We start from the raw sequence: 15,496 nt of genomic DNA, 5'->3' as shown, positions 1-15,496 counted from the left end.
AGGATCCCACCTACCTAAGTTCGCAGCTATGCCTTGAAATCGCTGCTCGCTCCATTCGTTAGAATTGCGCTCACAATAATACTGAAAACATGCTCAGCTCGTGGCACTGACGAGGGCTGGTCGCCGAGCCATGCAAGTGCAGCAGCTAGCGCGAACAGGTCATCACCGTTCATGTCGGTACGCGCAAGTCCCCTGGACTGAGCGCGAACGAGAAGCCGTGCACCTGCCTCTCGTAACGTGACGCACGAAGCGTGGAGTGCGGACTCCGTGTCCTCCATAGCCTCAACCATAACTGTCACAACACCCTGATAGATCCCAGTGAATGTAACGACCTCACGTAGCCAAGACACAAGTGCATCACCGGGTGAATCCGCAGTTTCGAGCTCACATGCCTTTACGGTCAACTCGTCGAAGCCTGCACGGAGCAATGTATCAAGTAGCGCCTCTCTGGTCGGAAAATGACGATATAGTGTGCCGAGCCCGACACCAGCTCTGCGTGCGATATCGCGCAGCGAGGCATCGGCGCCGTGCTCAGTTACAACGACGTTCGCGATTGTCAGTATGTGCTCATAGTTTTTCTTTGCATCTGATCGCATAGTTATCCCCCTTGACAATAGGAGCAGTGCTCCGTATAATCATAAACGGAACGGTGATCCGTTTAAACGGAGCGCTGCTCTGGTAAGTATAACTCATTTGCATGAAGGGAGAAAGCCAGATGTCTAAAGATACAATGAAAGCAATTCGCCAGTATGAATTCGGCGGCCCAGAGGTACTGCGTTACGAGGAGGCGCCGTTTCCCGAGCTGAAACCAGGTGAGGTGCTGGTCCGCGTTCACGCGGTTGGCATCAATCCGCCTGACTGGTATTTGCGCGAAGGGTATAAGGATCTTCCTCCTGAGTGGCAGCCAGCGGTCTCCTTTCCCTTGATTCTGGGGTCGGACGTGTCGGGCGTCGTCGAGGCGGTAGCTACGGATGTGCAAGGCTTCTCCGTCGGCGATGAAGTTTTCGGTATGGTTCGTTTTCCTAGTATGGGGGAGAGCACTGCTTATGCCGAGTACGTCACCGCACCAGCATCAGATCTTGCGCTGAAACCGGCTGGCATCGATCACGTGCTTGCTGCAGGAGCGCCAATGGCAGGTCTCACCGGATGGCAGTTCCTGATTGAGCTGGGGCATAGTGAAGCGAATCCGTTTCAACCGGAGCCGCATCGTCCGGTGCCGCTTAAGGGCAAGACGGTACTCATCAATGGCGCTGCGGGCGGCGTGGGGCATATAGCGGTACAACTGGCTAAATGGCAGGGCGCGCATGTCATCGCGGTCGCATCGGGTAAACATGAGTCATTCCTGCGCGGGCTTGGTGCTGACGAATTCATTGATTATACCAAAAACTCTCCTGAGGATATCGCCAAAGAAGTTGATCTCGTCCTCGATACCCTTGGTGGTCCAACAACCGGTCGATTCTTGCGCACGCTCAAGCGGGGCGGAGCTTTGTTCCCGGTATTCATAGGCTTCTCTGACGCTGAGGAAGCCGCGAAACTGGGCATCACGGTATCAATGACCCAGGTGCGCTCAAACGGTCCGCAGTTGGCGGAATTAGGACGCTTACTCGATGCCGGGACGGTTCGCGTCGCCATTGATAGTACTTTCCCGCTCGCCGATGCTCGCAAGGCGCATGAGCGGGCATCCGGTGGGCACATTCAAGGAAAAATCGTGCTCACGATCGTGTAAGGATGGCAGCTCGAACGATTATCACTCTCCTAGCAGAACGAGAATCAGTTATGAAGCAATTTACTCACTTGGTTAAGAAAAGGATGAAAAGCAATGATGATACTCATGGGTTACGCTCACCTACATCCGTCTGATGTGAATGAGTTCACTGCAGAAGTTCAGGCCGTTGTTTCCAGCACCAGAGCTGAAAAGGGATGCCTGTTTTATGCCTTTACTTTGGAAGATGCACGCACCGGACGTATGCTGACTGTCCAGCGGTGGCAAGATCAAGAATCGCTGACCACCCATGTTGAAAGACATGAGTTAGCGCCTTTTTTGAAAAAGTGGGGGAACAGGATGACAATGGACATTCTAAAATACGACGTCTCGAACGAGCGCTCATTTATGGAGTGAAAATTGTTTAGACCGGGGAACTCCCCCAATCTCTAACAGTAAAGAACAGAACGTGAAGTTTCCCGCTCATTCGGCTCTTTTTATCCAATTGCGGGCACTAGTCTCATTTTCCACTACTAAAAGAGATTTGAGCTGTTCTTGGCAACAGAAGTAAGAAGGATCCGCTGCGGCGGATCCTTCTGCTTTGTATTAATAAAGTATCGGCTCCTTAAACATAACTTCCTTTTGCTTAATGAAACATCTGCCAGTCTACAACTTTATTTTCTTCCAACCGCAGATTCGTCTGAAGGACGAGTATGCGAAAAACCGAACACAATGTGCTTCTGCGAAGGTAACCAGGCCAGATGTATGCGAAAAACCGAATACAATGAGCTTCCGTGAAGGCAACAGGGCCAGATGTATGCGAAAAACCGAACACAATGTGCTTCTACGAAGGTAACCAGGCCAGATGTAAGCGAAAAACCGAATACAATGTGCTTCTGCGAAGGTAATCGGGCCAGATGTATGCGAAAAACCGAATACAATATGCTTCCCTGGATACTGCTCCCGCATAAGTCTGAATGGAGTTTTGTAAGGTAACTTTGTCCTTAATTAGGCAATTATGAATTTGGAAAAGAAGCAGCAGCTTTGTACTGCGATTCACATTCTTTGTTCAGCGGTAGATATCGTTGCTGCCGGGGATGCCGCTCTGGTCAGCTCCAAGTTATGCTTAAAGGAACTGAAGCGAGGGGGAAGAAGCTGACATGGAAAATTCATTGAATCTGCCGGGTGTCTTGCTGCCGGCGGCGCTGGGCGGAGGCGGTTATATTACCGGCCTGCTGCAGCATCCGGCGGACAACCGTGTATTATATGCCCGCTGTGATGTGGCGGGCGTCTTCTGCAGCAGTGATGGCGGGGAGAGCTGGGAGACCCTGAACCGGGGGTTGACCCAGGCTTACCACCATCAGGTGCAGAGCTTTGCCATTAGCTGTCATCACCCGGAGGTGATGTTCCGCTGCTGCGGCGAAGTGAGGAGCAGGACCTTCTACGGCGCGGTGCACAAGTCGGCAGATGGCGGGAACAGCTGGTATGAGGTCTGCGGCGGGATGGGCTTCTACGGCAACGGGCCGACCCGGATGTACGGGGAGGTCATTGCCGTAGATCCCGTTCATCCCGGTATTGTAGCGGCCGGAGGGTATACCGGCGGACTCTGGATCAGCAGGGATGAAGGAGAGAGCTGGGAGCAGAGCAGCCTTCCGGAGGAGCGTTTCGGGTGTGTAGCTTTTCACCCGGATCAGCAGGGTATGTTATATGCCGGAACGATCAGCGATGAGGAGCTGAATATGGATTATGCCGATCCGGGGGAGTACGGCATATTAGGACTGCTGCAGGACCGCCCGCGGGGGAAGGCGGGCAGGCTGTATCTCAGCCGTGACTCGGGACAATCGTGGGAGCTGCTGGTTGAAGGTCCCAGCTTTGCCGGGCTGTCATTCGACAGCCGGGACCCGCAGCGGCTGCTGGCCGCCTGCATCTGGGGCGGCATCAAGAGCAGTGCAGACGGAGGGCAGACCTGGCAGTCTGCCGGAGAAGGTCTGCTGAAGGGAGAGCAGCGGTACGGGGCCCTTGTCCAGGATTGGCATATCCCGGAGCGCTGGTATACTGCACCTGATCTGCGCCCGCAGATGCAGGACATTCCGCCGATACCGCTGTATGTTTCAGACGATGGCGCGGAGCGGTGGAAGCTGCTGCATCATCACAATGATAATGATTTAAGCGGCTTTCCGGCATACATGGACAGCTTTAACGGAGGTTCACGGGCTTCTGCTGCCGGCTGGGCGATCTCCAAGATTATCGTAGACCGGTTCACACCAGGCCGCCTCTATCTCTGCAACTGGTATGGGGTAGCCTACAGCGGGGATGGAGGAATGACCTGGCGGGCCGGGCAGTTCCGGGGGCTTGAGACCACCTGCATGGAAGCGGTGGTGGCAGATAAGCTGCAGCCCGGCAAGTTCTGTGTAACCATGGCGGATCATTCCCCGAAGGTGACTGAGGATGGCGGTCTCTCCTTCCGCAGTCTGCCCGGACTGTCCGGCTATTCCGGAAGCTCTGCGGCTGTTATTTCCGCAGCAGATCCGGGATTGTATCTGTACGGCCTCATCGGCCACGGCCGTACAGCCTGTATCGCTGTATACCGCGATGGTGAAGACCGTGCCCGAGCAGCTCTAACACTGGGTCCCGGGTTATTCGTGCAGGCTTTGCGTGAGGACGGCAATCAGCCGGGCATCTATTATGCCTATGTGGACGGGGCAGTCAGTGCAGGCGCAGGAATCTACCGGTCGCGGGACGGCGGCACTTCATGGGACCGCACAGCTTTTCGGCCTCCGGCTTATGTGGAGACACTTCCGCATCAGAAGCGCTGGATTGAAGCCGAGCTGCTGTCCGTTGTAGTCTATCAGGTCAAGAATGCCTGCGGGTCCAACCAGCTCATGGATACGAATCCGCATCAGGCAGGACAGTTAATTGCCGGAGAAGCCACGGAGGGGATTTGGCAATCCTCAGACCATGGTGACACCTGGGATTTCATAGGAGAGGGGCTTCCTTTTCAGCTTGGCGGCCCGGCTTCAGTACTGAGCTCAGTGGCGTACTCTCCCTCCTGTCCGGGGACAATCTATGCGGGGTTTATTTCGGAAGGGCTATGGCGCAGCAGTGACGGCGGACAGAGCTGGCACAAGCTGTTTCCGGTTATGGCAGGCAAGCTCTTCAATGTATCAGCACTCTGTGTTGGGCGGGGTGAACACGGAGAGGATGTGCTGATATCGGCCAGCGAACCGATGGTCAGGACCTGCACAGAATCTGAAATGGCCTGGAGCCGGGATGGGGGAGATACCTGGGAGGAGTGGGAGCATGCCCCGCTTGGAGCTGTCCGCTGGAAGGGGATTGCGCTTGATTGTGAGGTCAGACAAGTGCTTGCCGTCACCTGCGGCAACGGTGCTTTCCGCGGGACAATCAGCCTGTAGCGGGTATTGCTGCTTTTAACTGCGTTGTCATTGCTGAAACACAGTTTTCGTTGCTGCGGGTTCTTGTTGAGTCTCAAGGAAAACGCTTACATTTGATGGGCCGGACGATGTAATCATCGAATATAATCCGGCTCTATTCAAATGGAGGACTGAACAAAGTGGCTGCACGAACGAGCAAAAAATGGTTGCATGGTTGCCTGGCCCTCGCTCTGTTTGTTGCATCAATTCTCCTGCCGCCAGCGGTATCTTATTCGGCAGGGGAGAATCTGCTTGGAAATCCCGGCTTCGAAGCGGGAGATGTGTCGTGGGAGAAATGGGGGAGTCCGGTGGTGACAACCGCCGAGAAGCATGGTGGCGCGAAGAGTCTTCAGGTAAAGCGGAATACAGGCGGGGCATCTGCGTCCGTAGCAGTGCAGGAAGGTAAAACCTACAGGGTAGGCTTGTGGGTCAAATTCGCAGGAACGGGAGTGACGAGTGCGGCGATCGATCTGGATGCCTTCGGCAGTCAGCAGACGAAGCAATATCTCTATTTCTCCGGTTCGACCCAGTGGGAGTACAAGCAGCTGCTGTACACACCGGCTCCCGGGGTGCAGTATATCCGCTTCTCCTTCTGGAACAGCACCAGCAAAGATTACTACATTGACGATGCGGTGATCCGGGAGAATGTAGATATTGAACGGCCGTCAACTCCCGGAACCTGGACAGCCGAGCATGAGCCGGATTCACTTAAGCTGACCTGGGCGGGCTCTACAGATGATATGGCGGTCGAATCTTACCAGCTGTCCTACAAAAAAACAGAAGACTCCGGCTGGAATACCTTATCGGTTCCCCATCAGGAGACCGTCACATCATACACCTATACTTTGCAGAATCTTGATCCATTCTCTGTGTATGCCATTATGCTGCGTTCCAGAGATACGGCCGGCAATACATCCGGTGCTGTGATGGGCATGGAGGCGACACCGGGCGTGAATCTGCTCACTAACGGCGGTTTCGAAACGGCTTCGATCAGCCCGTGGACCGAAACGGAAACAGTGCAGACAACAACCTACGGAACATACGCTGGACAATATGCGGCGCGCCTGACGGGCAATTCGGCAATCAGAAGCGAGGAGATTCCTGTGTACGGGGAAGACTCTTATCTGGTTTCCTACTGGACCAGGTCAGCAGCTGTACCCCCGCAAGCATCTACCGTAAGCCTCAGTGTCTATCAGGAATCCTCTGAAACTGAGCATCCGCTGATCACAAATACTGCTTCGGTATGGGTACGCTCGGAGAATCAGCTGCGGACAACAGGTACCACCGAATATATACAGCTGACAGCAATGAATCAGACAGGGACGGATCAGTTCCTGGATCAGGTATATATCGGCAAGCTGCCGGAGCTTCCAGAGGACCTTGCACCTGGGGCGCCAGCAGGGTTTACCGTGAACCTTGCTGATGGTGTGTCCGCAGATCTGGAGTGGCTGGCGGCTACGGGTCCTTTTGGTGTGAAGAATTATAGCATTACCTTCAAAAAGACGGCGGATACTGAATGGAGCAGTATAACGGTGCCTTATGTTCCTGGTCAATCCTTGTATGCCTATAAGCTGGAAGGTCTGTCACCTGAGAGTCTCTATGAGGTGAAGGTGACAGCAGTCAGCGAAGGGACGGCAGTGTCAGCGGCGAGTTCACTGGAGCTCACTACCGGCAAGATGTTCCCGGTGAATCCTGGAGCGTCGGAGGAAGCGGAGTCTCTTCTGGACCGGCTCTATGCCACGGTCGGCAATGCTGTGTACACGGGGCAGCATAACTATTACGAAGCGCCATCCCTTTGGTATGATACGGCAGCAGAATTGACCGGATATTATCCGGCGATCTGGGGTTCGGATTTCGCCTATTATACCGGCGGGGATTTCAGCGCCCTGCGCCAGGGCATGATTGACGAGGCAATTGCCCAAGGTCATGCGGGCAGCATCATTACCCTGACGTACCATGAGCCCCGTCCAATGGATTCTGCCACCGCAGGGTGGGAAAGTGTCACAGGAGATGTAACGGCAGCTCAGATGACGGAGATTGTTACTCCGGGGACTGCACTCTACAATCAGTGGGCCGCTCAAGTGGATGAAGTTGCAGAATATCTTGCCCAGCTGAGAGACGAAGACATTCCGGTGCTGTGGCGGCCGTATCATGAGATGAATGCCGAATTCTTCTGGTGGGGCGCGCGGCCGGAGCTGTTCAGGCAGCTGTGGGACAATATGTATGACCGTTTCACCCATCTGCATGGTCTGGATAATCTGATCTGGGTATGGAGCCCGAATGCCGAGAGCTCATGGGCCTATGATTCGGCTCCTTATTATCCCGGTCATGATGCCGTAGATGTGCTGGCGATGGATATCTATAACAACGATTACCGGGATACGTATTATAACAAGCTTGTGCAGCTTAGCGGCGGCAGACCGATTGCTATCGGGGAGAACGGGGAGCTGCCGGACATGGATATGCTGATGGAGAAGCAGCCCCGGTATGCGTATTTCATGACCTGGTCGCAATATTTGACCGACAAAAATTCACTCAGTGCCATTCAAGCGCTCTATAGCAATCCGCGTTCGCTCCATAACGGCGAAACAGGCAACGGCCCGTATGTGCCGCCGCCTGCGGACAGTTATCTCATTGATGATTTCGAGCAGTATGGCAGCTCGAACAGCAGCCTGCGTGCCAAATGGCAGCGGAATGTCTCTGGTAACCTGGCAACGGTCACGCTGGACACTTACCATCTGAACAGCGGTACCTACGGGCTTAAGCTGGACTATACGGTAGGAAATCCCGGCTATGCGGGGTTATACCGCAGCATGGGCAAGGAATGGCCGGGGATGGAAGCCATCTCCTTCTGGCTGCAGCCGGATGGCTCGAACCGGCAGCTTGCGGTTCAGTTTCATGAGACGAACGGTGAGGTATGGGAAGCGAGTATTCCGGTTCAAGGCACAACGCCAGTGCTTGTTAGCATTCCTTTTACCGAATTCCTGCGGCCCGGCTGGTCTACCGGCGGCAACGGCGTCATCGATCTGGGTTCCATTAAAGAGTTCGCATTCTATATTGCCCAAGGCAGCGGGACACAGGGCAGCGGAACACTGTATATAGACGATGTAAAAGCTATCAAATTACCGGTGGAGGAAGAATAAGCCCACTGTAACTAACTCAAACCAGCCGGAGTGATCCGGAAAAAATCTCCGTTGCTGGACCACAGTTTTCGTTGTCTGCGCTACTGGTAGCTCCTTCCTGGAGATCATAGAATGAAGGTGTAAAGCAAAGAAACAGGAAGGATGACCAATGTGGAAATCGAGCGGAGATTGCATATCCGTAAGGAAGGGAGCCGGGTATCCTGGTGGACCGGCTGGATCAGGCAGTGGGATCTTCAACTGATGGTTGTGCCGGCTATGATCTTCATTTTCATCTTCAGTTACCTGCCCATGTACGGAGTTCTAATGGCTTTCCAGGATTATCAGCTGTTCGGCGGATTTCTACACAGCCCATGGGTGGGGCTGAAGCATTTCGAAGCTTTCTTCAATTCCCCGGACTTCTGGAGAGTCATGCGCAACACGATGGTGATCAGTCTGCTGAAGCTCTGCTTCGGCTTCCCGGCACCGATACTGCTGGCACTGATGCTGAATGAGGTCCGGAGTATAATGTTCAAGCGGGTCGTGCAGACCGTCAGCTATCTGCCGCATTTTCTCTCGTGGGTGATCGTCGGCGGTTTCGTAGGCTCGATGCTGTCGACTGATAATGGAAGCGTTAACATGCTGCTGATGAGCCTGAATCTGACATCTGAACCGATCAGCTTTCTGTCTGTGCCTGAATATTTCTGGGGCATTCTCGTAGGGACGGGGATGTGGAAGGAGATGGGGTTTGCCGCCATTGTCTATCTGGCTGCCATTGCCGGAATTGATCCGCATCTGTATGAAGCCGCTTCCATCGACGGGGCGGGGAGATTCAAGCAGATCCAGCTGATCACACTGCCTTGTATCAGGCCCGTCATTATCATCTTCATGATTCTGGCGGTGGGCAATATTCTTTACGCCGGGTTTGAAGATATTCTCATTCTGGCCACCAATCCGATTCTCCGTGATGTGTCGGATGTGATCGATACCTATGTGTACCGGATGGGGATTCTGAATAACCGCTTCTCATACGCGGCAGCAGCAGGGTTGTTCAAGGCAGTTGTCAGTGTAACACTACTGGCACTGGCCAATAAGGCAGCCAGAAAAATGGGCTCCAGCCTATGGTGAGCGAAGAAGCATCAAAGCGGTATAGATGCAGAAATGTTCATGAAATCAGACGCTGCGGGGAAAGGGGTTACAGGTTATGATGAAGCTGTCAACGGGGGATAAAGTGCTGCAGCTGTTCATTTATATCGTTCTGATCCTGCTGGGCTTCGTCACCCTGTATCCCTTCTGGAATTCCCTGATTATCTCTTTCAATATGGGCTCGGATACATCGCTGGGTGGCATCACGTTCTGGCCCCGGGTCCCAACGTTTGATAACTATGAGGTCGTCTTTCAGGACAGCCGGATCGGGCAGGCGTTCATGATATCCATTCTGAGAACGCTGACCGGAACGATCCTGTCCGTGCTGTTCACAGCTATTCTGGCTTACGGGCTATCGCGTCATGAGCTGATCGGGCGCAGGTTCTATATGGTCTTCTGCATCATTACAATGTATTTCAGCGGCGGCTTAATTCCTACCTTTCTGCTGCTGCGGGAGTTTGGCATGATGGACACCTTTTGGGTTCTCGTTATTCCCGGGTTAATCAGTGTTTATAATATGATTATTTTTCGGACCTTCTTTCTTGGCCTGCCGGCGGGACTGGCGGAGTCGGCACGGATTGACGGCTGCAACCATATCGGTGTGCTGATCCGCATCGTCCTGCCCATATCAGGTCCCGTCGTGGCCACACTTTCCCTTTTTACCGCCGTCTATCACTGGAATGACTGGTTCTCAGCCAGCATTTATATTAACGATCCCAGCCTGATTCCGATCCAGACGCTGCTGAAGCAGATCCTGAGCTCCAATATTGTGACCGATCAGCTTCAGTCCGTCGGCAATGCAGCAGCCCAGGACCGTCTGGCTCTGGTGCAGTCTGTCACCACCAAGTCGCTGATTATGGCTACCACTATGGTGGCAACGCTGCCGATCATTATGGTGTATCCGTTTCTGCAAAAATATTTTGTCAAAGGGGTACTCATCGGTTCCTTGAAAGAGTAGCGCAGATTTCTTGAACTCACATGTAGAGAGGGGTTACTTAATTTGAAACGGATGACCAAACGATGGACACAAATGACGGTTGTATTATGCACGGTGCTGCTGATGGCCGGGTGCGGCGGAGGGAATAACGCGGCAGTTCAGAGTACGGCAGAACCCGGTAAAGAACCGGCGGCAGCCACTGCTGCAGCGGAAACAGCGGTACCCGCATCCACGGAGCCTTCCACAGACGCAGTAAGCACAGTGAAGCCGGTAACCTTCAGCTATTACAGCAATTATGATTGGGATACTACTGAGCAGTGGGGCGCCGACTCAACCACACGCTGGATTGCCGATACCCTGAAGGTCAACATGACTCCCGTTCAGTCAAGCGGCGCTGCCGAGACGAAGTTCAGCACCATGATTGCTTCAGGCAGTCTGCCGGATGTTATTATGACGGACCGCGGTGCAAGTGTCGAGCGTCTGCGGCAAGGCGGAATGCTGGTGGCACTGGATGATTATCTCGACAAATATCCGAATCTTAAGAATAACGCCGGGGAAGCCACACTTGGTATGCTCCGCTCAGACGACGGCAAGCTGTACCAGTTCCCGAACTGGTATACCTCAAGCCCCAACGGCAACGGCGGATGGATCATCAATAAGAAAATTTATAAAGAGCTGGGCTCGCCTAAGCTGGAAACCTTCGATGATCTGTATGCCTATCTGAAGCTGGTGAAGGAGAAGTACAGTGATGTTGTTCCCCTCGAGGTTGGAGCCAAAGGCCGGGGCATTGATACCATGTATGGCGGATGGGCGGAGAACAAACCTTATCTGACAAGAGCTAATCCTGTGGGCAATGAACTGAAGTCGATCTTTGAAGATCCGATTTTCATTGAGAATATGCAGTATGCCAGCAAGCTGTTCCGCGACAAGCTGATTTCACAGGATGTATTCACGCAGACCGGCGACCAGATTAACGAAAAGCTGAAAACAGGCCGCGTCGCGGTATACGTGGATGGCGATGTGGTCAATCCGGGCCGGGGAGCGGACGGTGCCCTGAAGGCAACCGATCCGGAAGCGGGCTACGAGATCATCTGGCCGATCCACAAAGCCGGCCTGGATGCCACCAAAATCACTCCGAATAATTACAATTCCCTCGGCTGGAATGTGCTCGTGATTACGAAGAATGCCAAGGACCCTGAAGCGATCTTCTCATACCTGGACTGGTTGACCGGGGAGGAGGGCCAGCGGATTATCAACTTCGGACGTAAGGGGCTCTACTGGGATGAGACTGACGCAGACGGAGTACCGATTCTGAATGCCGGGGGACTTAGCACAGAGCAGGCAGGGAAAGACAAGGAAAGAATCGGCCGCTTCAACTGGGTAGGCAACACGACATTCATCGATCAGACCAAAGCCAAGATGGATGCGCAGCTGCCGGCTGATAAGCAGAATTGGACGACGCTGGCCCAGCAGAAAGTGACCTGGAAGACTTCCCGGAACTTCACGGAATTCGTGAACCTTGATCCGCTTCCGGATTCGGAAGAAGGAACCATTGCCACTGCCGTTAACGATATCTATCAGGAGGCTTTTGCCAAGACACTGTATGCCAAAAGTGATGAAGAGGTGCTGAGCCTGATTAACCAAGCGAATGAAGATGCCTCAAAAGCGGGGTACGGGAAGCTGCTGGCGTACCAGACAGAAAGATGGCAGAACAACCTCAGCAAGATGAAATAACAATAGAGTCTGCCTGGGGCGTGGGGTATACTGAAGCCAAGTATACCCCATTATTTGGGAAGGGGCTGCCTTCCGCCTTATGGGGATAACCTCCGCTCTTGCGCCTTGGCAGCAAGCGGGTCCGAAGGAGGGGATGGAATGTATAAGGTGCTGCTGGTTGACGATGAGCTGCTGGACTTGAAGGGGCTGCAATACTTCATGAACTGGGAAGACATGGACATGGAAGTGTGTGCAGCTGCAAGCAGCGGCTTCGAGGCGCTTGAAGTGCTGGAAGCGCAGCAGGTGGATATTGTCGTCACGGATATCAAGATGCCGATTATGACCGGGATGGAGCTTGCCCGCAGAGCACTTGAGCTGAATCCGAAGCTGAAGATTGTTTTTGTCAGCGGCTATGAGGATTTCCAGTATGCCAAACAGGCCATTTCCATGAGTGCCTGCGGTTATGTTCTGAAGCCTGTGGACGATGAGGATATGCGGCGGACGTTGATTGATGTGAAGGAGGCCCTGAACAAGGAACGGGCGCATAGCCATCTGGAGCATTATTTCTCGGAGTCGGAACCCCTGCTGAAGCGTGAGCTGTTCATGCAGCTTCTCGATGGAACACCGGAGGAGGACCGGGTATTGCCGCTGCTTCAGCGCATGGGGATTGCTTGGCAAAGATCCCGCCTGTACACCGCTCTGCTGGAACCGGATGACCTGGCCTGGAAGCTGAACGGCTATAGTGAGGAGGCCCAAGCGGCAATAGAGCGGCAGCTGAGCCTGTCGGTTGAACAGTTCTGTGCGATGGAACGGATTCAGGTCTGCAGACTGGATCAGTTCCATTTTGCTCTAATCCTTGAAGAACGTGTAGACCATGGACGGCTAAGGGAATTCATTCACCATGCGGTCAGCGGAACTCCGCTGACAGTGACCATAGGAGCCGGACCGCTGGTGAACAGTCTGAAGGAGCTGCATTACTCCTTTCAGCGGGCCAAGGAAGCCCTTGGATTGAAGCTGTTCCTGGGCAAAGGCAAGCTGATCCTGCACACGGATGCCAGAGGGCCGGTTACGGCTGAAGCCAAGGATCTTGACGATATTCTCCAGGCCTTGTTTCAGGCCATGTCCTCTTACCGGCTGGTTGCCATCGACGATTGTAATGAAGAGCTGTTCGTGTGGGTAGGGCATATGGAGACCAAGCTGGAGATCTATCAGCTGTTTCTGCATGTGGTGTCGAAGCTCGATGCTTATTTGCATACGATTAATGAGGACTTCTACGAGGTGCTCGGACTGGACCGGAAGCATCTGAGTATTCTCTATCATTTCGAGACTACCCAGGATATGAAATCCTGGCTGCGCCGCCGTATGTTCGAGCTGTCGGAGCATTTGCAGCGCAAACGGCAAGGCAAGAAACGCAAGCTCGTACAGGAGATTGAAGCTTATATAGAGGAACGTCTGGAGCACAACGTGATGCTGCGGGATGCTGCCAATCATTTCTCCTTCTCGCCTAATCATCTGGGTCAGATTTTCTACGAAGAGAAGGGAATCTATTTCTCCGACTATGTCTCCTTAAGACGGCTGGAACGGGTGAAGCTGCTGCTTGGAGACCCGAAGCTTAAGGTTTATGAAGCTGCCCAGCGGGTCGGCTATAAGAATCTGTCCCATTTCAGCAAGCAATTCAAGGATTATTACGGAGTCAGCCCGGGCGACTACAGGAGACATCTGTAAGATGCGGCGCAGGCTAAGCATGCCTTACGGATACAAGCTGATTCTGCCTTATGTGTTCTGCCTTCTGGTAGCTGTGGGCACAGTAGGCATGTTCGCTTACAGTCATTCCGTGAACTCGCTGAAACAGAAGACGAGGGAGAATATACAAGGCACACTGCAGCAAATGCGGGATAACATCACCTACCGTACGGATAATATTGAACGGATATCCAGCACTTTATACTACAATTTCAATCTGCAAAGTGCCCTGCGGCGCTATGATCAAGGCTGGTACAGCTATGAGACCATGACGAAGACCCTGATGCCTACGCTTGAGAATCTGCTCAATTACACGGCAGGCAATGTCGGACTGTCGCTGTATCTGGAGAATGAGTCCATTCCTGAACTATACTACAGCGAGATTGGACCCAATCCGCTGCTCTCGACCAAGCGGTATGAGATATTTCATCTGCAGAGAATCCGGGGAGAAGACTGGTATCATGACCTCGTGGCGCCGGAAGCTAAAACGGGTGCCGGTCAATGGCGTCAGATTCTGCGCGATGAAGAGAACAGCAATATCTCGCTGATCCAGAGGATGGATGATATCCAGAAGCAGCGGAGCATCGGTCTGATCCGGGTAACGGTGCAGATGCGGGATCTGCTGGATTCGGTGGATTACCGCAAGATCGGCGAATATGCCACCCTTGTGGTGACCGACCGCAGCGGCAGAATGGTGCTGGAATCTTCGCCGGAGAATACGGAAGCCGCCAGCCTGCAATCCGCCGGTAACCTGCTGCAACTGAGTGAGCCGCTGGAAGGCATCGGCTGGGTGCTGCAGGCCTATATTCCGAACAGCCAGTTCGATGAGAGTGCAAACGAAGTGCGGAGAATGACACTGCTGGTCTGTCTGGCCAGTGCGCTGGTCCTGGCCTGTCTCGGCATTGGAGTATCCAGCTATTTCACCCGGCGGATTCAGAAGATTGTGGGATCGCTTAACGCTTTTCACGATGGAGACTTTCACAAGAGAATTAAGTATAAGGGCAATGACGAACTTGCACAGATTGCCGTAGCCTTCAACCGGATGGGCAGCAATATCGAAGAGCTGATTCACAAGAATTATGTCGCCAATCTTCAGAAAAAAGAAGCGGAGCTGGAATCGCTGCAGGCGCAGATCAATCCGCATTTCCTCTACAATACACTCTCCTCGATCAATCGTCTGGCCCAGTTCGGAGATATTCAGAAGCTGCACACCCTCGTTCAGGAGCTGGCCAAGTTCTACCGGTTGTCTTTGAACCGGGGCGGAATTATTACAACCGTGGGCAATGAAATCGAGCATGCCAAGGCTTATATCGCCATTCAGGGCATCAAATACGGGGAGCGGATGTCGGTATATTACGATATTGATCCCGGTGTGCTGGAGTATGCGACGGTGAAGCTGATTCTGCAGCCGATGATTGAGAATGTGCTGGAGCATGCCTGGTTCGGCAGCACCATCGGAATCCGGCTGGTGGCAGAGAAGAGGGAGGACAGCATCATATTCAAGATTATAGACAATGGGGTAGGCATGAATGCGGATACCATCCGGCAGATTCTGTCCCCTGAGGGGACCCGGATCGGCTACGGCATCCGTAATGTAGATTCCCGGATTAAGCTGCATGGAGGCAGTGAATACGGAGTGCTGATCGCCAGCCGCTCCGGAATCGGCACCTGTGTGCAGATTTCGATTCCCTGCCGGTTATAACTG

General features: G+C 53.4%; 10 protein-coding genes. 9 read left to right on the top strand and 1 reads right to left on the bottom strand.

Annotated features, from left to right (window positions below):
* Positions 1 to 26: 26 nt before the first annotated feature.
* A complete protein-coding gene (locus MHI42_RS03170; RefSeq protein WP_039292705.1) occupies positions 27 to 596 on the bottom strand; it encodes a TetR/AcrR family transcriptional regulator in 570 nt (189 codons plus the stop codon).
* A 119-nt stretch (positions 597 to 715) separates the two neighbouring features.
* Here MHI42_RS03170 and MHI42_RS03165 point away from each other — a divergent pair, with 119 nt between their 5' ends.
* The 9 genes from MHI42_RS03165 to MHI42_RS03125 all read left to right on the top strand — a co-directional run bounded on the left by MHI42_RS03165 (position 716) and on the right by MHI42_RS03125 (position 15,493).
* Positions 716 to 1,726, top strand: a complete 1,011-nt coding sequence (locus MHI42_RS03165; protein ID WP_342422746.1) for an NADP-dependent oxidoreductase — start codon at positions 716 to 718, stop codon at positions 1,724 to 1,726.
* A gap of 93 nt (positions 1,727 to 1,819) precedes the next feature.
* Positions 1,820 to 2,119, top strand: a complete 300-nt coding sequence (locus MHI42_RS03160; RefSeq protein WP_342422745.1) for an antibiotic biosynthesis monooxygenase — start codon at positions 1,820 to 1,822, stop codon at positions 2,117 to 2,119.
* A gap of 743 nt (positions 2,120 to 2,862) precedes the next feature.
* Positions 2,863 to 5,115, top strand: a complete 2,253-nt coding sequence (locus tag MHI42_RS03155) for a hypothetical protein (RefSeq protein WP_342422744.1) — start codon at positions 2,863 to 2,865, stop codon at positions 5,113 to 5,115.
* Positions 5,116 to 5,273: 158 nt separating this feature from the next.
* Positions 5,274 to 8,276, top strand: coding sequence for a glycosyl hydrolase (locus MHI42_RS03150; protein ID WP_342422743.1), 3,003 nt, complete (start codon positions 5,274 to 5,276; stop codon positions 8,274 to 8,276).
* A 141-nt stretch (positions 8,277 to 8,417) separates the two neighbouring features.
* Complete coding sequence (locus MHI42_RS03145) at positions 8,418 to 9,380, top strand: ABC transporter permease subunit (protein WP_342422742.1); 963 nt, start codon at positions 8,418 to 8,420, stop codon at positions 9,378 to 9,380.
* A 76-nt stretch (positions 9,381 to 9,456) separates the two neighbouring features.
* Entirely contained in the window at positions 9,457 to 10,356 is a 900-nt protein-coding gene (locus tag MHI42_RS03140) for a carbohydrate ABC transporter permease (RefSeq protein WP_336100224.1), read from the top strand.
* A 51-nt stretch (positions 10,357 to 10,407) separates the two neighbouring features.
* Positions 10,408 to 12,069 carry an extracellular solute-binding protein gene (locus tag MHI42_RS03135; RefSeq protein ID WP_342422741.1) on the top strand — a complete coding sequence of 554 codons (1,662 nt, stop codon included), beginning with the start codon at positions 10,408 to 10,410 and terminating at the stop codon, positions 12,067 to 12,069.
* Positions 12,070 to 12,207: 138 nt separating this feature from the next.
* Complete coding sequence (locus tag MHI42_RS03130; RefSeq protein WP_342422740.1) at positions 12,208 to 13,773, top strand: response regulator; 1,566 nt, start codon at positions 12,208 to 12,210, stop codon at positions 13,771 to 13,773.
* A 1-nt stretch (position 13,774) separates the two neighbouring features.
* Positions 13,775 to 15,493 (top strand): sensor histidine kinase, encoded by a 1,719-nt coding sequence (locus MHI42_RS03125; protein ID WP_342422739.1) that lies wholly within the window; start codon positions 13,775 to 13,777, stop codon positions 15,491 to 15,493.
* Positions 15,494 to 15,496 lie beyond the last annotated feature (3 nt).

The sequence above is a fragment of the Paenibacillus sp. FSL E2-0178 genome (genome assembly GCF_038593005.1).
In the GTDB taxonomy this organism is placed as follows: Bacteria; Bacillota; Bacilli; order Paenibacillales; family Paenibacillaceae; genus Paenibacillus_AQ; species Paenibacillus_AQ phytohabitans.
The sequence above is the reverse complement of the archived record's forward strand: the minus strand, read 5'-3'. Positions and strand labels throughout refer to the sequence as shown.